Genomic DNA, 23,283 nt, shown 5'->3' with positions numbered 1-23,283 from the left:
AACACGCTTTATATCTGGATAACAGACGAATCGTTGTGTAACTCACTTTCCTTAATAATCTGTTGTCTAATATTCTGATTTTATTGTTAAAAAGTAATTTTTATAACTAACGGTAGAGACGAAAATAATGCAAAGAGAATAAAAATAGATTTTCACGAATGATTTAAGATTGCTATTTTTTGTAAAAGACTTAGCCTGAAAAAAGTAGATGTGTAACTTGCTCTAATACCTTTAATGCTGTTAATGAACCTCGAATCAACCGAGTAGCGGCGAGTGGTTGTCGAAGCATGACGATCGCTAACAGAAACGGGTTTAGAGAGCCATCAGGGTTAATTGCCGGTGTGAGATCGGGGATATTATGCTGACAATCGTCGCTGACTACTCGCAGCATTGCCACAGACACCCCAACCGCATTAAAAAATTCTAAAGCGGTAAATCCTTCCATATCAACAACATCAGCCGTTAAAGTCTCACCTAAACGGTGTTTTTCCGGCGCAGACCAAATTACGTGATCGCTTGTCAGGGACTTGACCAAAGATGCTTTTTCTGATAAGTAAGAGTACAATTGTGCTGTAAAAGTGCGATCGCATTCTTGCTGTTTCCCTTGATAAACACAATCTTGATACAGCACAATATCACCAACTGTGTAGCGATCGCTCAAGCTGCCACATATACCCATAATCAGCACTCTGGATTTTGGAGTCAGAAATTCTCTTTGTTGCAGGTATTTGAGTAAAGGCTTCATCCCAACAGGTATAGCTACTACTGTTGGGATGGAGGTGGTAACGCCGCTTAATCCGCGACACACAGCTTTATATTCTGCTCCCTGAGGCACCAGAATTGTGTTGATGGGTAAAAAATTAGACACTAGTCTCAATAGTTTCAAGTTTTAATAGTCAAATTAATATCCGGAGTAGACGGGCGTGGCGCGATTTTTCTTTACCTTAGAGAGCGATGTCTCCGACGGGCTACGCCTACGCCGCTTGTCAAATAGGATTGCTCGCTATTGCTGCGTAACCACTAACTACTGCTTTGGCTTGTCGTGTATCCAAAGCTTTCTTTTAAAAGGGGATACTGTGTAGGAAACTTAAGGCTATATGTCCAAATCTGTCTATGGGAGATTCTCAAGCTTTGACGAAAAAAGTTAGATTTAAAACCTCGCCCGCAAGTGGCGTGAAAGAATCCTTATCTCACTCGGTAGGTAGAAACCCACCCTTGTGGCTGGCTGAATTGAATTTTGAATTTTGAATTGATTATTTATTCCCTATAGCTTTCCATAAAGCCCTAGCAGAATAATTCCTTATGTTCAACAGAATCAAGTTTGATCTTTGAAGTTTCCTTTTGCATTCAAGATTGCGTCATATCTGAGTAACAATAAGTAATATTGCTGTTTAGTAGTAACCAAAATTCGCAAATCGAAGATGATTGCTGTAGCATGACTAAACAATTGTGTCACCCACACGATAATTTTCCAAGATGGTAAAGCTTCATAACTCCAAATCCGCACGAGAACTCTTCAATATTTCCAAATTGGCGATTCAATTTTCGTGGCTGACGGTGAGTTTTTGGATTGCTGTAACTGTAGCTGGTGTTCTGGCTTTCAGTTCCCTTAAATATGCCTTGTTTCCAGATATTACTTTTCCAGTAGTGGTTGTAAATGCTACAGTTCCCCTAAGAACGGCTCTGGATACAGAAGCGAAGCTCACCAAACCTCTAGAAGAACGCCTCCGCTCCCTTGAAGGACTGGAGATTATCCGCTCATCCACCTATCCTAGTCAAACAGCCGTTAGCCTCTCTTTTGCCGTTGGGACGAATTTAGAAACATCGACCAAAAAAGTTGAAACTGCTTTGAAGCAGTTGAATCTACCTCAAGGAGCGACTTCTAAAATTATTCCTCTGAATCTAAACGAGTCAGCCGCCATTAGTTATGCCATCGAGAGTCCCACGCGGAATCTCAAAGATTTGACGAAGTTAGCGCAAGATGAAATTGTCAATGCGATCACTAAATTACCAGGAGTATTAAAAGTCTCACTACTAGGCGCTGCTACGGCAACTTCTCCGGTAAATCCAGTGAATGCGAGTGCAACGGTTCCCCAAGGTGGGGCGACATTAGTCAGATTTAACGGTGAAGATGCACTTGCATTTCAGGTAATCAAACGCGGTAGTGCTAATACTTTGGAAGTAGTGAGTCGAGTTGAGAAAGAAGTTCAAAGGCTACGCTCTACCCTCAAAGATGTTAACCTCACTTTAGCTGCGACTCAAGCAGAATATATCCGCCAAGCTACCCAGTCAACAATTGATGCTTTGCTGGAAGCAGTCTTATTATCGATAGTAGTAATTTTTCCTTTTTTGTGGAATTGGCGGGCAACTCTCATTTCTGCCTTGGCGATTCCCACGTCTTTGTTGGCGACATTTATCGTCATGGCGATTTTCGGCTTCAACCTGGAAACGATCACCCTGCTGGCTTTAGCTTTGGTGATTGGTAGCATTGTTGATGATGCGATCGTCGATGTGGAAAACATCATGCGACACGTTGAAGATGGGGAAACTCCTCGCCAAGCAGCGCTTTTAGCTACAAATGAGATTGGGTTGACAGTTACCGCCGCCACTTTAACAGCAGTAGCAGTTTTTCTACCCATAGGTTTGATGGGTGGTGTGATAGGTCAGTTCTTCAAGCCTTTTGGCATCACTGTATCCGCAGCGATGCTTGCTTCTATGCTAGTTGCTCGGACTTTATCTCCAGTTCTAGCTATCCACTGGTTGAAACCTAAATCATCCCTTTCCCCGCGTCGGGAAGCAAAAATCTGGGTAGCGTTTACCCAATCTTACAGAAACTTACTGAGTTGGTCTTTAAATCACCGGAAGATAGTTATCGGGTTAGCTGCACTCAGTTTCATTGCAGGAATAGCACTGATTCCACTAATTCCTAAAGGGTTTATTCCCAAACTTGATCGCGGCGAATTTAATATTGTTTATACAGCTCCTTTGCAGAGTATTCCTGGTGGAGCAGAAGGGCAGGGGAGACTCGGGGCCCCCTCTGGGGATAGGGGGGGAAAGGGAGCAGGGGAGCAGGGGAGAAATCTCAGTCTCCCGTCTCCAATTCTTAATCCCTTGAACGATTCTCTTGAGGTTGCAAAGAAATTAGAAAATGTAGTCAGAAAATCACCGCCAGTTGAAACGGTATTTACCACTGTTGGTTCTCGTGAAGGTGAACCAAATAAAGGGACACTATATATAAAGTTAAAGAAAAACCGCACAATCACAACTGCGGAATTACAAGACCAATTGCGCTCTTCATTGCCTACTCTTTCTGGGGTAACTACTAGTGTTGAAGATATTCAATTTGTCGATTCCGGCGGTCAAAAACCCCTGCAAATAGCATTGCAAGGTGATAATCTCCAAGCTTTGAGCAAAGCAGTCAAAGCAATTAAAGAAAGGATTCAAAGGCTACCGGGATTCGCTGATGTTACAGTTACAGGTGAAACGAATCCACAGGGCACAATTTTTCAGATCGAGCGTCTGAATAATCAGCGCGTAGCCTACATCAGTGCTAATCTTGGCAAGGATCTGTCTTTGGGTGATGCCACCGACAAAGTGGTAGCTGAAGCAAACGCGGTGTTACCGTCTAATGTTTCTTTAAATTTAGGGGGAGACTCTGCTAACCAAAATAAGGTTTTTAGCAGTTTCGGCAGTACTTTAGCTTTATCTGCCCTATGTATTGTTGTAGTACTAATTTTACTATTTAAAAGCTGGGTAGACCCTCTAGTTATTGGTGTCTCTTTGCCTTTAGCAATAGTGGGGGCGATGTTGGCGCTACTAATTACCAAGAGCGACTTTGGCATGATCTCACTGATCGGTTTCGTCTTTTTGCTGGGGCTGGCAAATAAAAATGCAATTTTGCTTGTAGATTACATCAATCAGTTACGTAACACTGGCTTAGAGCGCACCGAGGCGATCCTTAATACCGGACTAGTGCGCCTCAGACCAATTATGATGACCACAGCTTCCACTATTTTAGGGATGCTACCGATCGCTTTAGGTTTGGGTGCTGGTTCAGAATTGCGATCGCCTATGGCTGTAGCGATCGCAGGTGGACTAGTAACTTCAACTATCCTCAGTTTGATTGTTGTGCCAGTAGTCTACACCATTTTGGATGATTGGTTTCCCCGATTTGAAAAGAGGGGGAGCAGGCGAGTAGGCGAGCAGGGGGGAAGTTAATGCAGGTTTTTGTTACGGGGGGTACGGGTTTTATTGGTGCCCATTTGGTACGGTTGTTGCTGCAACAGGGATATGCAGTCAAAGTGCTGGTACGCCATAGCAGCAATTTAGAGAATTTACGCGGTTTAGAGGTGGAAATTGTCAAAGGCGATTTGAACAATCCTAATCTTTGGCAACAGATGGAAGGTTGTCAATACCTATTTCATGTCGCAGCTCATTATTCCCTCTGGCAAACAGACCGAGAATTACTTCATCGTTACAATGTCCTGGGTACACGCAATGTGTTAGCAGCAGCTCGCAAAGCTAACATTGAGCGCACCGTCTACACCAGTTCAGTGGCAGCGATTGGAGTAGGATCGTCAGAGGAAGTTATAGATGAAACACATCAGAGTCCCTTAGAAAAGTTGGTAGGTAACTACAAAAAGTCTAAGTTTTTGGCTGAACAAGAAGCTATACAAGCTGCTGCTAAAGCTCAGGAGGTAGTTATAGTCAATCCCACCAGTCCCATTGGCTCGTTGGATATCAAACCTACCCCGACGGGTGATATAATACTGCGGTTTTTACGACGGCAAATGCCTTTTTACTTGGATACTGGTCTAAATTTTATCGATGTGCGAGATGTGGCGTGGGGGCATTTACTGGCTTTGCAGCAGGGTAAATCAGGCGATCGCTATATCTTAGGTCATCAAAATCTCAGTCTCAAAGAACTACTCGAACAACTCGCCGATATCACAGGTCTGAGGGCCCCCCAACAAAGAGTACCCGCTTGGCTACCCCTGAGTGTTGCCTGGGTTGATGAAAAGATTCTCGCACCATTAGGGAAATCGCCCTCAGTGCCATTGGATGGCGTTCGGATGGCAAAACAACCGATGTATTACAATGCTGCCAAGGCTGTACGAGAATTGGGTCTACCCCAATCTTCGCTAAAGGTCGCACTCAAAGATGCTGTGGATTGGTTTGTTGCTCAGGGATATGTCAGCCCCTTTGGGGAAGTCAAAAGTCAAAAGTCAAAATTTAAGACCCCATAGATAAATCTTGGGGTTGAGAAAGTGGTGTATTTATCTTTAAAAGAGGAGCGATCGCAACAATGGCAGTTAATCTACAACAAGCTATAGATATTGGGAAGTATCTTGTTACTCAGCGTTTGAAAGGACGTAAACGCTTCCCCTTAGTATTGATGTTGGAACCTCTTTTTCGGTGTAATCTCGCTTGTAATGGTTGTGGTAAAATTCAACATCCAAAGGAAATATTAAAGCAAAATCTCACTCCAGAAGAGTGTTTTGCTGCCGTGGAAGAGTGCGGTGCACCAGTTGTCTCCATTCCTGGAGGAGAACCCCTGCTGCATCCCCAGATTAATCAGATTGTCCAAGGATTAATTGAGCGCAAGAAATATATTTACTTGTGTACCAATGGTTTGTTGTTAGAAAAGAGCCTTGATAAGTTTCAACCTTCCCCTTACCTGACTTTCAGCGTGCATTTAGATGGAATGCGGGAATTACACGATCGCTGCGTTGATCGCCAAGGTGTTTTTGATATTGCTGTCAAAGCCATTCGTGCCGCTAAAGCTAAAGGCTTTCGTGTCACCACTAACACCACTATCTTTGAAGGTACTGAACCTAAAGATGTGCAAGAGTTCTTCAACTTTCTGGAAACACTAAATACTGACGGGATGATGATTTCTCCCGGCTACAGTTACGAGTGGGCACCAGATCAAGATCATTTTCTCCACCGCGAACAAACTCGCGCCCTCTTCCGAGAAATTCTGGCTCCATACAAAAGTGGTGCAAAAAACTGGAACTTCAATCACAATCCGTTGTTCCTAGATTTTCTTACAGGTGAGAAGGACTACGAATGCACACCTTGGGGTAGCCCTAGTTATAGCGTTCTCGGTTGGCAAAAACCTTGCTATCTGCTGAACGAAGGTTATTACTCTACCTTCAAAGAATTACTTGCACAAACTGACTGGAGTCAATACGGCCAGAAGAGTGGTAATCCCAAGTGTGCCGATTGTATGGTTCACTGCGGCTACGAACCCACCGCCGCAATGGATGCAATGCAACCACAAAATATGGCGCGTGCCCTTAGCAGTGTGTTTGGTAAGAATTAGAAAGTAGTAAATGCTACATATTAAAGGGTGCGATGCCTACGCACCCTTTAAGGATTCTGATTGCACTGGAATATGCTTAATAACATACGATAGTTAAAGGAGGATGCTTATTTAGAGATATTGCGATCGCTCCCTCAACCAAATTCGCCGAAAATAATAAGGGAAAATACTCATGCCATTTGTATCTGCTCGTGATCTGCAAATGTATTATGAGATTCGTGGCTCTGGTCAACGCCTGCTGATTATTAATGGAACTGGAGGAGACTTGCAGCGATCGCCGACTATTTTTGACTCACCGCTAGCCCCACACTTTGAAATCCTAGCATACGATCAGCGTGGTCTGGGTCAAACTTCAAAACCTGATATTCCTTACACCATAGCAGATTACGCCGCCGATGCGGACTCTTTGTTAAATGCAGTCGGGTGGGAGAGCACTCATGTCATCGGAATTTCCTTTGGGGGTATGGTAGCCCAAGAGTTGGCACTGCGTTATCCGCACCGCGTTGAACGTCTTGTTTTGGCTTGTACTAGCAGTGGGGGTGCTGGCGGATCTTCGTATCCACTACATGAACTCGTCAACCTTCCTAGTGAAGAACTAGCTCATCGGCAAATCACAATTGCTGATACCCGTTGGCAAGAGGAAGCTTGGCTCTCTAGTCGAACTACACAATTTCAGGAATTAATAAAGCTGACACTAGCAGTTTCTCAAAAGGGTACAGACGAACCAAGTCATGAAGTTGGTCGTCGTCGCCTGCTTGAGGCCCGTGCTGCTCACGATACATATAATCGACTTTCTCAACTGCATATTCCTGTCTATATCTGCGGCGGTCATCACGATGGCATATCTCCTCCTGCTAATCTTGAGGCGATACACAAACAGATATCAGGTTCGTACTTAGAGTTCTTTAAGGGCGGTCATGGCTTTCTTTACCAAGATCCCCAAGCATTCAAGCGCATTAATGCCTATCTCCAAAATAAATTCGAGTAATTTTACATGGGACATAACTACAAAGTGACAGTAACTGCTATACCTGTTGCCCTCCACGGAGCAGCGCTTGGCTGGAAAACTAAATAGATACATAAAAATTATTAAGTTATGTAAATAAATTTCACAAACATAACAATAATTTGTAATAAATAATGATACGACAGCATTGTATAAAGAGAACTTGGAAGTAAAAAACAACATCTTAATCAGGTTTTCCAGTCATTCATGGAAGTTTGAAGTTTTTTAACAAAAGTTTTAATCTGAAAGCCTGGAGATCGTAAACTTATTTCTTGGGTGTCTGTTTTAAACCTTTCGTAACTCGTCAGGCAGTGCTGACATCAAAAATCGACTGAACCATTCAGTTTTGAGTTCAATTATTCTTAACCAAGGAAATTAGGAGATTTAACGCAATGGTTTTAGATGCATTTGCCAAAGTAGTTTCCCAAGCTGATACACGCGGCGAATATCTTTCCGATGCACAATTGGATGCATTGAGCGAACTAGTCAAAGATGGTAACAAGCGTACAGATGCCGTTAACCGGATTACCAGCAATGCATCTGCTCTCGTTGCTGCTGCGGCTCGTGATTTGTGGGCAGAACAACCCCAATTGATCACTCCTGGTGGTAATGCTTACACCAGCCGTCGTGCAGCTGCTTGCATCAGAGACTTAGACATCATTCTTCGCTATATCACCTACGCTATCTTTGCTGGCGATTCCAGTGTACTAGATGACCGTGCTCTCAATGGATTACGGGAAACCTATTTAGCATTGGGAACTCCAGGAGCATCAGTTGCTGTTGGTATTCAAAAGCTAAAACAAGCTTCGCTGGCTATTGTCAACGATCCAAATAACATCACCAGAGGAGATTGCAGCGCTCTGTCATCTGAAATAGCTAGCTATTTCGATCGTGCTGCTGCTGCTGTGGCTTAAGCCAAGCATTGCTGATGTTGACTGAATAATTGTCTGTCCATAGGACAAAACAAAATTTCAACCATAAAGTTTGTGAAAGGGAAATAGCAAAATGTCAAAAACACCTCTAACTGAAGCAATTGCCTCGGCTGATTCTCAAGGTCGCTATCTCAGCAGCACTGAAATTCAAGTTGCTTTTGGTCGCTTCCGCCAAGCGCCAGCTAGCTTACAAGCAGCAAAAGCATTGAGCGGCAATGCTCAACGCTTGACTGAAGGTGCAGCTCAAGCGGTGTATAACAAGTACCCTTACACCACTCAACAACAAGGCCCTAACTTCGCGGCTGATTCACGCGGCAAAAGCAAGTGTGTACGTGATATCGGCTACTACTTGCGGATTATCACATACGCATTAGTTGTTGGTGGAACAGGTCCCTTGGATGATTTCTTGATTTCTGGCTTGGCTGAAATCAACCGCACTTTTGAACTGTCTCCTAGCTGGTACATTGAAGCTCTCAAGTACATCAAAGCTAACCACGGTTTAAGCGGCGATCCAGGTGTTGAAGCAAATTCCTACATCGACTATGTAATCAATACTCTAAGCTAGAGTGTTTCTTTAGCCCGGAGAGGAAATCAGCTCTTATGACAAGTAAGTTCTATGAGTTGTTTACCTCTCCGGGCAGTTTTTTAAGAAAAGCTAGCTGAAAACCCTGGAGAAAGAGGAACGTAGTTCTATATTTTTTGCTTTAGAACAGGGATGAAAGCTACCGACGTAGCACGGTACTTGCTACAACTTTAAGAAAGTTCGCAATCGAGTGCCTCTTTTTAGCTACCGTCAATTGGCACAATATTTTTATCAGTACAAGATTTAAAAACCTACCCTCGGACTGGGGGAAAGTATACGCCCGAAATAACGTAAGGAGATATCACTACCCTCTTGTGGTAAATGTGGTAGAGGCAGCGATCGCAATCTTCTGACTTGACGCTAGCGCAAGTTAGCGAGTTCGCGTCCACTACAGGGAAGCAAGGTACGCGCAGTGTCTGGCAGCAAAATGGAGGTTCCTTTCTCCCCGATGAAGAACTGCCAAACCCGTAGGGTGAGCCTGGGAACCTGTGGAAACAGGATATTAAGGCAGCGATGTCTTAAAAATCGCCTTACTTAAGGTAAGGTGAGTGTCAATTTCAAAAAGACTGTTAAAAGACTAGAAAAAATTTTTCTAAAAAATTTTCAGTTTTGCAGTTAAAACTGAGGAGGTTAAAGATGGCAGCTTTGGGACAAGCAGCAAAATTAGGAATTAGAGCGTTTGAAAATTCAGCGCCAGTAGAACTACGCCCTGATAGAACAGAAGCGGATGTGGCAGTGGTAATCCGGGCGGCTTACCGTCAGGTTTTGGGTAATGCATATCTACTAGAAGGAGAGCGTCTAGAGAGTGCAGAATCACTGTTGCAGCAAGGTGAAATCACCGTTAGGGGATTTGTGCAAGCTATTGCTCAATCGGAACTCTATCGGGATAAGTTTTTCCACTCCAACTCCCAAAATCGGTTCATTGAGTTGAATTATAAGCATTTATTGGGACGTGCCCCGGAAGATGAGTCAGAGATTTCATTCCATGTTGAGCTTTACAACTCAGAAGGTTACGAAGCTGAGATTAATTCCTACATTGACTCATTAGAATATCAAGATAGTTTTGGTGAAAATATTGTGCCCTACTATCGAGGCTTTAAAAGTCAAGTAGGACAAAAAAACGTTGGCTATAGCCGACTGTTCCAACTGTATCGGGGTTATGCCAATAGCGATCGCGCTCAAGGACAAAAACAAGGACGGCTAACCTGGGAAGTGGCGAAAAATCTAGCTTCACCCATTTACCCAGTCTCCGCTGGAGCCTTAACAGGTCTCTCTTCAGGTGGTCGCGGCGAAGCATACCGGATCAGAGTGCTACAAGCAGCTTCCCCATACTCGGCTGTAGTACGGCGCAGTACTGCGGAATTGATCGTACCCTACGAACAACTTTCTAGCAAATTGCAGCAGTTGAATCGTAAGGGTAGTAAGGTTATTAGCATTACAGCCGTATAAATAAGGAATAGGAAATTAAGTGAGGAGTTAGGAGTGAGGAGTGAGGAGTCAAGAGTGAGGAGTTAGAAGTTATGAGTTTTAAACTCCTAACTATACCCCTACCTTAACTTCTAACTCTTAACTCCTAACTCCTAATTTTTCCAACTATTAATTACAAAAGGAAAATTACCAATGGCCGTTACAACAGCAGCTTCCCGTCTGGGAACAGAACCGTTTACCGATCAGTCCCCTGTGGAATTGCGTCCGAATGCAACCAAAGAAGACATAGAAAGAGTAATTGCTGCCGTCTATCGTCAAGTCTTGGGCAACAACTACATTTTGGCATCTGACCGCCTGACAAGTGCTGAATCTATCCTGCGCGATGGAAAAAACACAGTGCAAGAGTTTGTGCGTCAAGTAGCTAAATCAGAACTGTACAAATCCAAATTTTTCTACGACAACTTCCAAACTCGTGTCATCGAACTGAACTACAAACATTTGTTGGGTCGTGCCCCTTATGATGAGTCTGATGTCGTCTATCACTTAGACTTGTATCAAACCAAGGGATATGAAGCCGATATTGATTCTTATATCGATTCTCCAGAGTATCAATCTAACTTTGGTGAAAATATAGTGCCTTACTATCGCGGCTTTGAAACCCAAACAGGACAAAAAACTGTCGGATTTACCCGGATATTTCAACTTTATCGCGGCTATGCCAGTAGCGATACCTCCCAACTCAAAGGCAAAGACTCCCGCCTTGCTAGCGAACTAGGTCGCAATAGTGCATCCGTCGTTGTTCCTCCCTCTGGTGCTTCCTCAGGCTTTTCATACGTTGCTTCTGAAAAAGGCGTTACCCCCAGCAGTACTTTTGGTGGTGCGGGAACCTTTGGTAAAGAAGGTAGACTTTACCGCATAGAAGTGGCAGGTGTTTTTGGATCTGGATATCCCAGCACACGCCGCGTCAATCAAGCGGTGGTTATACCTTATGAAGAACTATCTAGTTACTTCCAGAGAGTGTTAAAACAAGGTGGTAAAATAGCTAGTGTGAAACCTCTTTAGTGTCAATAGTCATTAGTCAATAGTCATTAATTAAGGGCAAATGACTAATGACGATCTAGAATTAGGAATTAATTTTATGATTGGAGCAATTAGTAGTACAACAAGGAGTAATCGCTACTTTCGATATGAAGTAGTGGGTCTGCGACAAGTTGAAGAAAATGAAAAAACCAACTATCCGATTCGTTCTAGTGCCACTGTGTTTTTCACAGTACCTGAGAACCGGATGAATCAAGAAATGCAGCGAATTACTCGTTTGGGTGGCAAAATAGTCAGCATTCAGCCATTAAACGCTGTACCTCAATCAAATAGCGAACAAAGCGCTCCTCCTTCTTCATAAATGAATTCTAGTCCGCAGAAATTTGAAGATTTATCACCAACAGGTAACTCTGGCGATGGTGAATCTTTAACAGTAGAGCAAGCAATCGCTAATCTTGAGAGTGCAGATTTAGGTCTGCGTTTTTATGCTGCCTGGTGGTTGGGTAGGTTTCGGATATATGAAGCAGCTGCGGTTACAGGATTGATTAAAGCGTTAAAAGATGAAGCCGACACAACCCCAGAAGGCGGATATCCTTTGCGACGGAACGCAGCTAGGGCTTTAGGAAAACTAGGCGATCGCCAGGCAGTCTTACCTTTAATTGCGTGTTTAGACTGCTCAGATTTTTATGTTCGGGAAGCAGCGGTACAATCCTTAGAAATGCTGGGCGATACGATTTGTATTCCCGCCCTGAGCGAGCTATTACAAGTAGGTTTGCAGGGAGAACAGCTAATATCAAAACAGCCTGATTTATCTCAACCCTACGAAGCCATTTTAGAAGCCTTAGGAGCCTTGATGGCGACTGAGTGCATCCCTTTGGTAAAACCATTTTTAGAGCATCCAATCGAATTGGTGCAATATGCTGCTGCACGAGCAATGTATCAATTAACCCAAGAACCAGTTTATGGAGAACGGTTAGTAAAAGCTCTGGCAGGAGATAAATTGCAATTGCGTCGAGCAGTGTTAGCAGACTTGGGAGCGATTGGCTACCTAGCCGCAGCAGATGCGATCGCCGAAACTCTTGCTGAAAATAGCTTGAAGTTAATTTCTCTGAAAAAATTACTAGAACATCAAGTTAATCACACAGCAACAGACACTTTGTCAGTAGGTGCGATTAAAGTGATAAATTTGATGGACTCACTGTTGTAGTCATAATTTTTTAGGAATTAGTTGTTATTAATACGTTTAAGGTAAATGTTTACCCCAGATAAACCTCCAACCCAACTGCAAAATCAGGGCTAGGAGGTTTATGTATTATGTAAACTACGGATAACTTAAGCTACAATTGGCAGATTCTTAATGACTGATGAAAAATTATTATGAACAACAGTGACCTTGCCCAAATATTAATCCGTGCTGTAGAAGAAGCAGACTCCTCAGATCGCTTATTAGACGCAATTCAAGAGTTAGCGGCAGCTGGTATCGAAGAATCTGTTCCCACTCTGATTGCAGCTTTGGGCTACAACAATCCAGGGGCGGCAGTGGCGGCAGTAGATGGACTAATTGCGATTGGGGAAGCCGCAGTACCGTCACTATTAGAACTAATTGATGACTATAACTACAGTGCAAGAGCCTGGGCGATTCGTGCCTTAGCAGGAATTGGCGATGTTCGGGCGCTGGATACCTTGTTAGAGGCAGCAAAAAACGATTTTTCCTTAAGTGTGCGGCGGGCAGCTGCCAGAGGATTAGGCACTTTGCGCTGGCATCAATTAATGCCTGAGAAAGTGGAATCTGTTCAGATTCAGGTATTAGAAGCGCTATTACTAATTTCTCAAGATCCAGAGTGGGTAGTGCGCTATGCAGCCGTGACGAGTTTAGAAACCTTAGCGATCGCCATAGCAGTCACTTTACCCGATCAAGCGTTGCGGATTACAAATCAACTTCAGCAAATGCTCGATACAGATGTTGATCTGGGAGTTCGCACCCGTATAAAGTTTGCCCAGCAAAAAATTCAACAGCAACAACATAAAGAAGTGTTTGCACCTAAAAAAAAGCTAGAAAACACTGAAGTGCCTCATCGTGGTGGTGGCAGACGTTAAGTACACGTCACCCTTAAAAAGGGTGGGAAATTATCGGCAATAGCCAGGTCAGTTGGAGTAATATTTTTAAAGTTCTTGGATTGGAAGATAAAGGCTTTCAAGGAATTGATCAGCTACATGCTAATAGTTACACCCGGAAGAAACCTCATGGTGGGAAATTGAGTACCGAAGATCCAGAACCAATAGAGCAAATCTGTTTTGCCTGATAGTAACCATAATTGATAATCCGACTTCGATGCTTGTTCAAATATGCACAAAAATTCTTTGCTTGTTTTTTCGCGCTTATCAACAAACAAAGCGTAGGCGTAGCCCGCCGCAGGCATCGTTGCATCTACCTCACCAATCCAGAGTAAGTTTTCTGCAAGCTTTAGTCGCTTTCACTCCCGTTAATGCTTCTAGTTGCAACTCGGCATTTTGGTAGGACTCATTGGCAGATAGTCTGAAGCTACATTTGTCTAATACTGGACTCAGGTGACTTGTTGGCTCCAGTCCCAATTTTTGCGCTTGCTTTTGCGTGCTCGGCCCCTAGACAAATGCGTGAGGTTAATTAATTTTGCGTAGTTACTTACCTTTGACATTTGGGCTTCTGCCTTAACTTGACACTAATGGCAAGATGTCCACCCCATAATATTGGATAATTTATTTTTTGGAGTTCTCTTAACGGTTTGTTTTTTTTAATGCTCAATCAAAACCAAACACCCTTATTAGAAGCCTTAAAAGTCAATGCAGCAAGACCCCATGCACCTTTTTACACCCCAGGACACAAACAAGGCAAGGGAATTCCTCAACCTTTAGCCAATTTATTTGGCAAAACCGTCTTTAGCGCTGACTTAACAGAATTGGCAGATTTAGATAATCTTTTTGCACCCCAAGGCGTTATTCAAGAAGCACAAAAACTGGCAGCTGAGGCATTTGGTGCTTCGCAAACATGGTTCCTTGTCAATGGTTCTACCTGTGGAATTGAAGCAGCAATTCTTGCTACCTGTGGGACAGGCGATAAAATCATTTTGCCTCGAAATGTACATTTATCTGCGATCGCTGGTTTAATTCTCTCCGGTGCAATACCAATTTTCCTTAATCCTGAATACGATCCAGTTTTAGATATTGCCCATAGCATCACCCCCAATGCTGTACAATCTGCACTTCAACAGCATCCAGACGCTAAAGCAGTGTTGACAGTTTACCCAACATATTACGGCGTTTGTGGAGATTTGAGTGCGATCGCCAACATTACTCATCAATATAATATCCCTCTACTCGTAGACGAGGCACACGGCGCACACTTTGCTTTTCATCCCGAATTACCCACTCCAGCTTTAGCCGCAGGTGCAGATTTAACTGTACAATCCATCCACAAGGTACTTGGTGCAATGACACAGACATCAATGTTGCACGTTCAAGGTAATAGGATAGATGGCGATCGCATCAGTAAAGCTTTGCAACTCTTACAGTCTAGCAGTCCTAGTTATTTGCTTTTAGCTTCTTTAGATGCAGCGCGTCAGCAAATGGCACTCTACGGAAAAATACTTATGTCTCGCACTTTGCAACTAGCCCAAGAAGCTAGAACAAAAATCAGTCAAATTCCTGGATTATCAAGTTTGGAAATGCCTCAGTTAGAGGAATCCCTTGGCTTTGCAGCTTTAGATAAAACGCGACTTACTGTTACTGTTTCTGGTTTGGGTTTAACCGGATTTGAAGCAGATGAGATTCTTGATGAAAAATTAGGTGTTACTGCTGAATTTGCCTCACTACAACATCTCACCTTTATTATTAGTTTGGGCAATACCCCAGCCGATATTGAACAATTAGTGCAAGGTTTCACCACCCTCGCCAAAGAATATTGCCGAAGCAACTTGACTGTTAAAAACCAGGTTTGGCTAAATTTAGATAGAACACTAGATTATGCTTTACAACTTTCTCCCCGTGAAGCTTTTTTTGCTGTCAGTGAAACATTACCTTTGACACAAACCAATAAACGCATCTGTGCTGAAATCGTCTGTCCCTATCCCCCCGGAATTCCTGTGTTAATGCCAGGAGAAGTCATTACCAAATCTGTCCTTGAGTATCTACAACAAATCCAGGCTCTAGGGGGATTTATCAGTGGTTGCAATGATATTAGCCTCAAAAGTTTAAAAGTTGTGAAATAACATCATAACTCTTAAATTTTTATTAATAAAAATTTAGGAGTTATGAAGTCAATAGTAAATATGCGGTTTTTTAGATGATTTAGGGGAAAATATACAGTAATTATGCCAGGTATGAAACTTCAATGAAAATAGCTAGTAAACTAATGTCATCTTGAATTTATACCCATAGGATAATGTTGATGCTTAATAACTAGAAGATGAAATCAAAAACCTATTATATTTGGGTGCTAGTAACAGCTCCGATTGTAGTCACTCTAGCGCTGGGTTTCTCAGCAAGAGCGAATGCAGTTGAGTTAGGTGCTGCCTCTAATTACAATGTATTTGTTTTGGGAGATATCTCTCAAAAATATACAGATATCGAAGGAAAAGTTGCTGCTGGCGGTAACATAAATTTCGTCGGCGGACTTGGAAGCAGACTTTCTGGCAATAGCGGCAACGTAGTAGTCGCTGGACAGAATCTAACTCTGAGCAACGGTCAAGTCTACCACGGTAATGCTATCTATGGAGGCAGCGCCAATGTATCCAGCAATGTGGGATTTCCTCAAGGAACTCTCAGCAAGAGCAATCCCATCGACTTCAATGAAGCAGGGAAAGAACTGCGAGGGCTATCTGAATATTTGGCAACCTTAACTCCTACTGGTAAGACAACAGTTCAACCTTGGGGTGCTATTAACCTTAGTGGCAGTGGTACTGCTTTCAATGTTTTTAATCTTGCAGGCTCATCTGTCTCCAAAACAAACTATTTTGAAATTAAGGGAGATGCAAATTCAACTATCCTTGTAAATATCAGCGGTAAGGATGTCTCGCTGCAAAACTTTGGGTTTAATATCATTGGCGCAGATAAACAAAAGGTAATTTACAACTTTTATGAAGCAACAAATCTAACTGCCAGTGGAATTGGCATCCAAGGTAGTATTCTTGCACCTTTAGCTAATTTCAATTTCAACAACGGTCAAGTTAACGGCAATGTAGTCGTAGCTTCTTTAACAGGAAATGGCGAGTCTCACAACTATCTATTTAATGGCGATCTGCCAAATGTCCCAACTAAGTACTACACTCCACCGAAGCCTCCCATTCGTAAGGTTCCAGAGCCTGCAAATCTTCCAGGTTTAGGATTAGTTGCTGTAGTATTTGGTTTGCTTCGCTACAAACGCAATGAATCAACTTGTTTAGAATAATTAAAAATTTTTGGCAGCATAGCGCATGATGCGAACTTGTTTACAGATTTTCGCTCATGCGCTATTTCCTTGCTCTCTACCTTCTACAATAAGGATAGACTTTATTGAGATTTGTATAGTTGGGGATTGGCTGTCATGGCTCCCGCCGTTTTAATTCAAAATCTGCAAAAACGTTACGGTACAGTAGTTGCTGTCCAGGATGTTTCCTTTCAGGTAGAACCAGGAGAAATTTTTGGTTTACTAGGCCCCAACGGTGCTGGTAAAACTACTACCTTGCGTGCTTTGTGTACGCTGACCACACCGGATGCTGGCAAAATCGAAGTATCTGGCATCTCTGTGTTAGATAATCCGAAAGTGGCAAGACAACTACTAGGCTATGTAGCTCAGGAAGTCGCTATAGATAAGGTGTTGACTGGAAAAGAACTACTGCAATTGCAAGCAGCACTTTATCACCTTCCAGGCGCAGTAGCCAAACAGCGTATTGAAAAGGTATTAGATTTACTCGGTTTGCAAGAATACGCCAACAAAAAGACAGGAACCTACTCAGGCGGTTTACGCAAGCGTTTAGACTTGGCTGCTGGATTGCTCCATGCACCAGATGTTTTGGTGTTGGACGAGCCAACTGTAGGACTTGACATTGAAACCCGTTTTGTAGTATGGGATTTCTTAAGAAAATTACGCGCCTCTGGGACGACGGTAGTAATTACCAGCCATTACTTAGAAGAAATTGACGCTTTAGCCGATCGCGTGGCAATTATAGATCGCGGCATTGTAATTGCAAGTGATACACCTTCACAATTAAAAAATCAAGTAGGGGGCGATCGCATCACCTTGCGAATCCGCGAGTTTTCCCCGATTGAGGAAGCTGAAACAGCTAAAAACCTTCTGAAACCTTTGTCCTTTGTCCAAGAAGTGATCATCAACAGCGCTCAAGGTAATTCGCTCAACCTGGTAGTGACACCTCAGAATGATGTTCTGATTAACATACAGCAAGCGCTGAACACCGCTGGCTTGCCCATATTTGGCATCGCCCAATCTCGCCCCAGCCTTGATGACGTTTATCTCGCCGCCACAGGACGCACCTTGTTGGATGCAGAACTGGCAGCCGTCGCCACCCGCGATTCCAAAGCAGAGAAAAAGCAGAATATGAGATAGGGAATGGGGCATGGGGCATAGGGCATGGGAGAGATGAGGAAGCAGGAGGAGCAGAGGAGCACAGGGCAAATAATTAATCCCCAATGCCCAATTCCCAATTCCAAATGCCCAATGCCCAATTCCCAATGCCCAATGCCCAATGCCCAATGCCCAATGCCCAATTAATCCAAAATTGCTATGAGTGTTACTCCTAAATCTGATATCAATTGGCAGCCGTTAGCATCGCCACAAGTAGATGCTAATATTGCACCTAACTTTTTCGGTGAATTAGTACAAGAGACGTTAGCTTTAACTCGTCGCTTGTTTATTCAGTTGCAACGCCGTCCCTCATCTTTAGTTGCTGGAATTATTCAGCCAGTAATGTGGTTAGTGCTATTTGGTGCTTTGTTCCAAAATGCTCCCAAGGGTATATTTGGCAATACAACAAATTACGGTCAATTTTTGGCGGCTGGCATCATTGTGTTTACAGCCTTTGCTGGGGCGCTGAATGCTGGTTTACCTGTAATGTTTGACCGCGAGTTCGGCTTTTTGAATCGTTTGCTGGTAGCACCTTTAGCATCGCGGTTTTCCATTGTCTTTGCTTCAGCAATCTTTATAATCAGCCAAAGTTTGTTGCAAGCAGCAGTGATTGTAGCAGCAGCGTCGTTCTTGGGAGCTGGACTACCAAATGTAGCGGGTTTAAGTGCGATCGCTTTAATTGTCTTACTGTTAGCTTTGGGTGTAACAGCTATTTCCCTCGGTTTAGCTTTCGCTCTACCCGGACACATTGAATTGATTGCAGTGATTTTCGTTACTAACCTACCATTATTGTTTGCTAGTACTGCTTTAGCACCTCTATCCTTCATGCCTCAGTGGTTGCAGGTTGTGGCAACCCTAAATCCTCTCAGCTATGCGATCGAACCAATTCGCTATCTCTATTTCCACAGTAGTTGGGGACCAGATAGTGTAGTGATGCAGGCTCCTTGGGGCAATGTTACCTTTGGGGGAGCATTGCTGGTGTTGTTTGGCTTTGCCCTAGTCGCCTTGGTGAGTATTCAACCCCAACTGCGGCGGACTCTAGCCTAAAAAGATAAAATAGATCAATTTTAGAGTCAAAACCCCATGAAAAAACCATTTTTACAAATTACTAGACTCTTTGTAGCTACGGCGGCAGGAATTAGCTTTGCTTCCTTACTCATGGCTCAACCAAGTTCCGCTCAAATCAGCAGCCCAACGGATGCTTTCCCCAGTAATAGTACAACAGACCAAAATACCGATCCTTTCTCCCGTTCCAACTCAGACAATTTCAATATGTTTGATCTGATTCATCGGGCAAATTTCGGGACTCTCAACTGGGATTCTAACCAACAGAACCAACAACTAGACTCAGCAGCAGCAGCCTTTAAAGCAAGGCAACAAAGACTAATTCAAGGTCAAGAACAGCAATCAACCCCCAATAATAATTTGCCAACGATTACTCTACCATCAGTTACATCGCCATCAGTGACACCACCATCAGGTAATTGAATCAAACAAAGAACCCCAAGCCTTTAGGGCTTGGGGTTGAGACTATTTAAAAAATCTTGATTATCAGGTAAAAAACTACAGTCCAAGTGCAGCTAAAATATCGCTAGCATGGTTGCTGGTATTTACGTTAGCGTCAACATGGGTAATTTTGCCGCTGGGGTCAATTACGTAAGTGACACGCTTGGCATAACCGCCGCCATCCACATCAAAAGCTTTGATTAGGGATTTATCGCTGTCAGCCAGTAGGGGAAAATTCAAATTATATTTTTGGGTGAATGCTTGATGGGAGACTTCATCATCTGCACTCACTCCCAAGATTGCAATATCTTTACCTTGATATTGAGACTGGGCATCCCGGAAACTACAGGCTTGTTTGGTGCAGCCTGGCGTATCATCTTTCGGGTAAAAATACAAAACAACTGTCTTTCCGGCAAAATCAGATAAAGAGACTGTGTTGCCGTTTGTATCTTTGGCGGTAAATGCAGGTGCATCCGTACCAACTGCTAGAGGCATAATAAACTTTTCCTGTTTCAGATTGTTGATGCACTTGAAATTTTACATTAATTTATAATGATTAAATATGATTACTAAAAAATAGCATAAATATATTTTCGGTGACTAATTTTGGTTTAATGGGGTATTTGATACAAGAAAAAATATATTCTGAAATTAATCTTTGTTAGAAGAAAAATTTCCACCAATACACAATGGCTGCTGTTGATTCCCAAAACCCAAATATTTTTGTCTATCCTCAAAACACAGTAGAAAGAGCCGAGCGATCGCTAGTATGTTCGCCCTTCAATTTATCTTTATTTGAAGTAATGGCACACCAGAGTGTATCATTAACTGCGATCGCCCTAGAAAATGGACTCAAGCAGGGCTATACTAAACGCCCTTTATCAGAATTAGCCTGTGATAACGCTTTAGGCTGGTTGATTCAAGTGGGTGTATTACGCCGAGAAGTCGATGGTCAAGGAATTACAGATAGTTTTCGTCTCACTCCCTTGGGACGCCAGTTAGTGGAACAGTACCAGGGAAAAAATTGGCGTACTCCTTCATGGCGCGATCATTTTTATGATGCTGTGATTCGTTGGTTACGGATACCCTTTTAGAATAAAAAACCCAAGAGTTAGGATTAGGGAATCAAAGGGAACAATATATACGGAAACATCACATCTATTCATAAAGTCTTTACCATAACCATCTAACTGTAATTTGTGATGGTTATAGTGGGCATTAGGTATAGGGCATGGAGCATTGGGCATTGGACATAAAAACTAGAGGTGCAAAGGAGCAGACAGACGGAAAAACTTACTGCAACTTTCTCCTCTGCTCCTCCTGCTCCCCTGCTTTTCCACTCCTCTTGCTGCCCTATTGTTTGTTCCTAAAAATTAACTCTGTATCTTGGAAAACTAAGTGATAGCAACTATGAAATCAATTATGGTAGTGGGAACAACATCCCATGCAGGGAAATCACTTTTAACTACAGCGATTTGTCGCATTTTATCGCGGCGTGGTTGGCGAGTGGCTCCCTTTAAAGGTCAAAATATGGCTCTAAATGCTTATGTCACCTCCAGTGGTGGAGAAATTGGCTATGCCCAAGCAGTGCAAGCTTGGGCGGCGGGAGTCGTGCCTTGGGTAGAAATGAACCCAATTTTACTCAAACCTCAAGGGGATATGACTTCGCAAGTAATTATCAAAGGCAGGTCTGTGGGCAAAGTGAGTGCCTCAGATTACTACGAGCAATATTTTGAACTGGGGTGGCGGACAATTGAAGAATCGCTACAGCATTTAGGAACAGAATTTGACATGCTGGTTTGTGAAGGTGCTGGTAGTCCAGCGGAAATTAACCTCAAGTACCGCGACTTAACCAATATGCGGGTGGCAAAATATTTGAATGCGCCAACCATATTAGTTGTTGATATTGATCGGGGTGGTGCTTTTGCCCATGTTGTTGGCACCTTAGAATTATTGGAACCAGATGAACGCGCCCTAATTAAGGGTGTAGTAATTAATAAGTTTCGAGGGCAGCGATCGCTCTTAGATCCAGGGATAAAATGGTTAGAAGAACGCACAGGTATCCCTGTTATCGGTGTTATACCTTACTTGCAAGAAATGTATCCAGCAGAAGACTCCCTTGACCTGCTAGAACGTCAATCGTCGTCAAATAAAGCCCAAACTGACCTCAACATTGCCGTCATCCGCTTACCAAGAATTGCCAATTTTACCGACTTTGACCCACTGGAATCAGAAAGTACAGTTTCAATCAAGTACTTAAGTCCTAAGCAAGATTTAGGACATCCTGATGCCGTGATTATCCCAGGTACAAAGACCACAATTACTGACTTGCTACTGCTGCAAAAAAGTGGTATGGCAGAAGCTATCCAAAACTACGCTGCTTCTGGGGGAACAGTTTTAGGTATCTGCGGTGGCTATCAAATGCTCGGTCAAATCATCGCCGATCCAGAAGGGATAGAAGGACATGCGGGCAGATTTCAAGGGTTAAATCTTTTACCAATTAGAACTGTAATTACAGGACAAAAAATCGCCCGCCAGCGCCAAGTTAGCTCAAATTATCCACAACAAGGCTTACCAGTTAATGGTTTTGAAATCCACCAAGGGCGATCGCGCATCGAACAGCAAGGTATAGATCCCCAATCCTACCATGCTCTATTTGACGATATTAATTTAGGGTTAGTAGATAGTTGTCAATCAGTGTGGGGCAGTTACCTCCACGGGCTTTTTGACAATGGGCCTTGGCGACGGGCTTGGTTAAATCGCCTGCGTCAACAGCGGGGTTTAAAATCTTTGCCCACTGGTGTTGCTAACTACCGAGAACAGCGAGAGCAGATTTTAGACTCTCTAGCCATTGAAGTTGAAAGCCATTTAGACTTAAGTCAGTTTTTGTCTTAGGCTAAAATGTGTTGAAATGTCATTAGTTCAGTAGTCCTTTGTCATTAGTCATTTGTCATTTGCAAATGACTAATGACAATACTAAATTAAATGCGTAACATTAATGATTGTTCGTGTCCGCTTTTTACCAGATGATGTCACAGTAGATGCCGAAGTAGGAGAAGCCCTATTAGATGTAGCAGACCGGGCTGGGGTATTTATTCCCACCGGTTGTCTCATGGGGTCTTGTCATGCTTGCACTGTCGAATTAGAGGATAGAGAGATCATCCGTGCTTGTATAACGCCAGTACCGCCACGCGAGGAATTGACAATTAATTTGTTTAGCGACCCAACCTGGTAGTTTTTTAACCCTCTAAGTTCAGAATGTCAGATGAGCAAGTAGAGGAAAAGAAACAAGATGAGTAAACTTGAATACCTAATGCTTATTCAATGGTCTGAAGAAGATAACTATTTTTTGGTAGTTATTTCCTGATTTTCCAGGACAATGCTGGCGGACTCATAGCAATACTTATGAGTTGGCTGTAGTAAATGGAATTGAAGCTTTAGAGTCTCTAATTATTGCTTACGAAACTGTCGGTGATCGACTTCCAGAACCAACAGAAAGTAGGATGCGTTAACGCAATTTACTAGATAGTAACTAATGTTGCACAATTTGCGCGATCGCTGGTTTTTTGGTCTAATATCAATTTACATTGAAGCTGCATAGAAAAGAGCTTCGAGAAGAAAGTCATAAGAAGTTAAAGATATAACACGTTCCGATATGATTGTACTGAAAAGCTCGTTTAGGCAATCACGAAGTTCTTCAAGGGTGTTAAATACCTGACCCTTAATTTGAGATTTGAGAAAAAGCCAGAACCTTTCAATAGGGTTAAGTTGTGGAGTTGAAGGGGCGACAATAATCGTAAAAGTGTTACAGGTAAAGGGATTGAAGTAAAAAACCCTCTCAAAAAAATGAAGCTTATTGACAATAACTGT

The 23,283-nt window shown here is 42.9% G+C and carries 22 protein-coding genes and 3 pseudogenes; 20 read left to right on the top strand and 5 right to left on the bottom strand.

Features of this window, described 5'->3' with window-relative positions; all coding sequences use genetic code 11:
* Nucleotides 1–190 precede the first annotated feature (190 nt).
* Entirely contained in the window at nucleotides 191–868 is a 678-nt protein-coding gene (locus V7K89_RS35640) for a 5'-methylthioadenosine/S-adenosylhomocysteine nucleosidase family protein (RefSeq protein ID WP_335195587.1), read from the bottom strand.
* Nucleotides 869–1,315: 447 nt separating this feature from the next.
* Nucleotides 1,316–1,507 carry a hypothetical protein gene (locus tag V7K89_RS35635; RefSeq protein WP_335195595.1) on the bottom strand — a complete coding sequence of 64 codons (192 nt, stop codon included), beginning with the start codon at nucleotides 1,505–1,507 and terminating at the stop codon, nucleotides 1,316–1,318.
* On the opposite strand from V7K89_RS35635, the gene V7K89_RS35630 reads away from it, so the two are divergent.
* The 11 genes from V7K89_RS35630 to V7K89_RS35580 all read left to right on the top strand — a co-directional run bounded on the left by V7K89_RS35630 (nucleotide 1,477) and on the right by V7K89_RS35580 (nucleotide 13,409).
* Entirely contained in the window at nucleotides 1,477–4,218 is a 2,742-nt protein-coding gene (locus tag V7K89_RS35630; RefSeq protein WP_335195586.1) for an efflux RND transporter permease subunit, read from the top strand. The genes V7K89_RS35635 and V7K89_RS35630 overlap by 31 nt on opposite strands.
* Nucleotides 4,218–5,246 carry a hopanoid-associated sugar epimerase gene (hpnA, locus tag V7K89_RS35625; protein ID WP_335195585.1) on the top strand — a complete coding sequence of 343 codons (1,029 nt, stop codon included), beginning with the start codon at nucleotides 4,218–4,220 and terminating at the stop codon, nucleotides 5,244–5,246. The genes V7K89_RS35630 and hpnA overlap by 1 nt, the downstream gene beginning before the upstream one ends.
* A gap of 59 nt (nucleotides 5,247–5,305) precedes the next feature.
* The gene (gene hpnH / locus V7K89_RS35620; protein WP_335195584.1) at nucleotides 5,306–6,325 is read left to right on the top strand and encodes an adenosyl-hopene transferase HpnH; all 1,020 of its coding nucleotides are present in this window, start codon (nucleotides 5,306–5,308) and stop codon (nucleotides 6,323–6,325) included.
* Nucleotides 6,326–6,497: 172 nt separating this feature from the next.
* A complete protein-coding gene (locus V7K89_RS35615; RefSeq protein ID WP_335195583.1) occupies nucleotides 6,498–7,313 on the top strand; it encodes an alpha/beta fold hydrolase in 816 nt (271 codons plus the stop codon).
* Nucleotides 7,314–7,723: 410 nt separating this feature from the next.
* Nucleotides 7,724–8,245: a phycocyanin subunit beta gene (locus V7K89_RS35610; protein WP_229495790.1), complete on the top strand. Its 522-nt coding sequence runs from the start codon at nucleotides 7,724–7,726 to the stop codon at nucleotides 8,243–8,245.
* A gap of 91 nt (nucleotides 8,246–8,336) precedes the next feature.
* The gene (cpcA, locus tag V7K89_RS35605; RefSeq protein WP_335195582.1) at nucleotides 8,337–8,828 is read left to right on the top strand and encodes a phycocyanin subunit alpha; all 492 of its coding nucleotides are present in this window, start codon (nucleotides 8,337–8,339) and stop codon (nucleotides 8,826–8,828) included.
* Between the two features lie 654 nt (nucleotides 8,829–9,482).
* Entirely contained in the window at nucleotides 9,483–10,295 is an 813-nt protein-coding gene (locus tag V7K89_RS35600; RefSeq protein WP_335195580.1) for a phycobilisome linker polypeptide, read from the top strand.
* A 171-nt stretch (nucleotides 10,296–10,466) separates the two neighbouring features.
* Nucleotides 10,467–11,336 carry a phycobilisome linker polypeptide gene (locus tag V7K89_RS35595; protein ID WP_335195579.1) on the top strand — a complete coding sequence of 290 codons (870 nt, stop codon included), beginning with the start codon at nucleotides 10,467–10,469 and terminating at the stop codon, nucleotides 11,334–11,336.
* A 40-nt stretch (nucleotides 11,337–11,376) separates the two neighbouring features.
* Nucleotides 11,377–11,673, top strand: a complete 297-nt coding sequence (locus V7K89_RS35590; protein WP_335195577.1) for a phycobilisome linker polypeptide — start codon at nucleotides 11,377–11,379, stop codon at nucleotides 11,671–11,673.
* The gene (locus V7K89_RS35585) at nucleotides 11,674–12,519 is read left to right on the top strand and encodes a HEAT repeat domain-containing protein (protein ID WP_335195576.1); all 846 of its coding nucleotides are present in this window, start codon (nucleotides 11,674–11,676) and stop codon (nucleotides 12,517–12,519) included. It abuts the gene before it with no gap.
* 170 nt (nucleotides 12,520–12,689) lie between these two features.
* Nucleotides 12,690–13,409: a HEAT repeat domain-containing protein gene (locus V7K89_RS35580; protein ID WP_335195575.1), complete on the top strand. Its 720-nt coding sequence runs from the start codon at nucleotides 12,690–12,692 to the stop codon at nucleotides 13,407–13,409.
* Nucleotides 13,410–13,578: 169 nt separating this feature from the next.
* On the opposite strand, the pseudogene V7K89_RS35575 reads toward V7K89_RS35580, so the two are convergent.
* Nucleotides 13,579–13,786: pseudogene (locus V7K89_RS35575) on the bottom strand (hypothetical protein); the annotation flags it as partial.
* Between the two features lie 300 nt (nucleotides 13,787–14,086).
* On the opposite strand from V7K89_RS35575, the gene V7K89_RS35565 reads away from it, so the two are divergent.
* From V7K89_RS35565 to V7K89_RS35545, 5 genes are all read left to right on the top strand, one after another.
* Entirely contained in the window at nucleotides 14,087–15,556 is a 1,470-nt protein-coding gene (locus V7K89_RS35565) for an aminotransferase class I/II-fold pyridoxal phosphate-dependent enzyme (RefSeq protein ID WP_335195574.1), read from the top strand.
* Nucleotides 15,557–15,753: 197 nt separating this feature from the next.
* Nucleotides 15,754–16,734: a choice-of-anchor A family protein gene (locus V7K89_RS35560; protein WP_335195573.1), complete on the top strand. Its 981-nt coding sequence runs from the start codon at nucleotides 15,754–15,756 to the stop codon at nucleotides 16,732–16,734.
* A 135-nt stretch (nucleotides 16,735–16,869) separates the two neighbouring features.
* Nucleotides 16,870–17,889 (top strand): ABC transporter ATP-binding protein, encoded by a 1,020-nt coding sequence (locus tag V7K89_RS35555; protein WP_335195572.1) that lies wholly within the window; start codon nucleotides 16,870–16,872, stop codon nucleotides 17,887–17,889.
* Between the two features lie 177 nt (nucleotides 17,890–18,066).
* A complete protein-coding gene (locus V7K89_RS35550) occupies nucleotides 18,067–18,954 on the top strand; it encodes an ABC transporter permease (protein WP_335195571.1) in 888 nt (295 codons plus the stop codon).
* Between the two features lie 36 nt (nucleotides 18,955–18,990).
* Complete coding sequence (locus V7K89_RS35545) at nucleotides 18,991–19,395, top strand: hypothetical protein (protein WP_335195570.1); 405 nt, start codon at nucleotides 18,991–18,993, stop codon at nucleotides 19,393–19,395.
* 75 nt (nucleotides 19,396–19,470) lie between these two features.
* On the opposite strand, the gene V7K89_RS35540 is transcribed toward V7K89_RS35545, so the two are convergent.
* Entirely contained in the window at nucleotides 19,471–19,908 is a 438-nt protein-coding gene (locus V7K89_RS35540) for a peroxiredoxin (protein WP_322733414.1), read from the bottom strand.
* A gap of 194 nt (nucleotides 19,909–20,102) precedes the next feature.
* On the opposite strand from V7K89_RS35540, the gene V7K89_RS35535 reads away from it, so the two are divergent.
* The 4 genes and pseudogenes from V7K89_RS35535 (at nucleotide 20,103) to V7K89_RS35520 (ending at nucleotide 22,925) form a co-directional block, all read left to right on the top strand.
* The gene (locus V7K89_RS35535) at nucleotides 20,103–20,507 is read left to right on the top strand and encodes an Npun_F0494 family protein (protein WP_335195569.1); all 405 of its coding nucleotides are present in this window, start codon (nucleotides 20,103–20,105) and stop codon (nucleotides 20,505–20,507) included.
* 316 nt (nucleotides 20,508–20,823) lie between these two features.
* A complete protein-coding gene (gene cobQ, locus V7K89_RS35530) occupies nucleotides 20,824–22,308 on the top strand; it encodes a cobyric acid synthase CobQ (RefSeq protein WP_335195567.1) in 1,485 nt (494 codons plus the stop codon).
* 103 nt (nucleotides 22,309–22,411) lie between these two features.
* Nucleotides 22,412–22,648 (top strand): 2Fe-2S iron-sulfur cluster-binding protein, encoded by a 237-nt coding sequence (locus V7K89_RS35525; RefSeq protein ID WP_335195566.1) that lies wholly within the window; start codon nucleotides 22,412–22,414, stop codon nucleotides 22,646–22,648.
* A gap of 57 nt (nucleotides 22,649–22,705) precedes the next feature.
* A pseudogene (locus V7K89_RS35520) lies at nucleotides 22,706–22,925 on the top strand (type II toxin-antitoxin system HicB family antitoxin).
* 70 nt (nucleotides 22,926–22,995) lie between these two features.
* Here V7K89_RS35520 and V7K89_RS35515 read toward each other — a convergent pair.
* A pseudogene (locus tag V7K89_RS35515) lies at nucleotides 22,996–23,283 on the bottom strand (hypothetical protein); the annotation flags it as partial.

It is taken from the genome of Nostoc sp., from assembly GCF_036917515.1.
Classification (GTDB): domain Bacteria; phylum Cyanobacteriota; class Cyanobacteriia; order Cyanobacteriales; family Nostocaceae; genus Nostoc.
This window is presented reverse-complemented; position numbering and strand designations above follow the sequence as displayed.

Bases quoted from the DNA above. Each gene is read 5' to 3' on its own strand.
- V7K89_RS35630 (WP_335195586.1), top strand. From the start codon at position 1,477: ATGGTAAAGCTTCATAACTCCAAATCCGCACGAGAACTCTTCAATATT.
- hpnA (WP_335195585.1), top strand. From the start codon at position 4,218: ATGCAGGTTTTTGTTACGGGGGGTACGGGTTTTATTGGTGCCCATTTG.
- hpnH (WP_335195584.1), top strand. From the start codon at position 5,306: ATGGCAGTTAATCTACAACAAGCTATAGATATTGGGAAGTATCTTGTT.
- V7K89_RS35615 (WP_335195583.1), top strand. From the start codon at position 6,498: ATGCCATTTGTATCTGCTCGTGATCTGCAAATGTATTATGAGATTCGT.
- V7K89_RS35610 (WP_229495790.1), top strand. From the start codon at position 7,724: ATGGTTTTAGATGCATTTGCCAAAGTAGTTTCCCAAGCTGATACACGC.
- cpcA (WP_335195582.1), top strand. From the start codon at position 8,337: ATGTCAAAAACACCTCTAACTGAAGCAATTGCCTCGGCTGATTCTCAA.
- V7K89_RS35600 (WP_335195580.1), top strand. From the start codon at position 9,483: ATGGCAGCTTTGGGACAAGCAGCAAAATTAGGAATTAGAGCGTTTGAA.
- V7K89_RS35595 (WP_335195579.1), top strand. From the start codon at position 10,467: ATGGCCGTTACAACAGCAGCTTCCCGTCTGGGAACAGAACCGTTTACC.
- V7K89_RS35590 (WP_335195577.1), top strand. From the start codon at position 11,377: ATGACTAATGACGATCTAGAATTAGGAATTAATTTTATGATTGGAGCA.
- V7K89_RS35585 (WP_335195576.1), top strand. From the start codon at position 11,674: ATGAATTCTAGTCCGCAGAAATTTGAAGATTTATCACCAACAGGTAAC.
- V7K89_RS35580 (WP_335195575.1), top strand. From the start codon at position 12,690: ATGAACAACAGTGACCTTGCCCAAATATTAATCCGTGCTGTAGAAGAA.
- V7K89_RS35565 (WP_335195574.1), top strand. From the start codon at position 14,087: ATGCTCAATCAAAACCAAACACCCTTATTAGAAGCCTTAAAAGTCAAT.
- V7K89_RS35560 (WP_335195573.1), top strand. From the start codon at position 15,754: ATGAAATCAAAAACCTATTATATTTGGGTGCTAGTAACAGCTCCGATT.
- V7K89_RS35555 (WP_335195572.1), top strand. From the start codon at position 16,870: ATGGCTCCCGCCGTTTTAATTCAAAATCTGCAAAAACGTTACGGTACA.
- V7K89_RS35550 (WP_335195571.1), top strand. From the start codon at position 18,067: ATGAGTGTTACTCCTAAATCTGATATCAATTGGCAGCCGTTAGCATCG.
- V7K89_RS35545 (WP_335195570.1), top strand. From the start codon at position 18,991: ATGAAAAAACCATTTTTACAAATTACTAGACTCTTTGTAGCTACGGCG.
- V7K89_RS35540 (WP_322733414.1), bottom strand. From the start codon at position 19,908: ATGCCTCTAGCAGTTGGTACGGATGCACCTGCATTTACCGCCAAAGAT.
- V7K89_RS35535 (WP_335195569.1), top strand. From the start codon at position 20,103: ATGGCTGCTGTTGATTCCCAAAACCCAAATATTTTTGTCTATCCTCAA.
- cobQ (WP_335195567.1), top strand. From the start codon at position 20,824: ATGAAATCAATTATGGTAGTGGGAACAACATCCCATGCAGGGAAATCA.
- V7K89_RS35525 (WP_335195566.1), top strand. From the start codon at position 22,412: ATGATTGTTCGTGTCCGCTTTTTACCAGATGATGTCACAGTAGATGCC.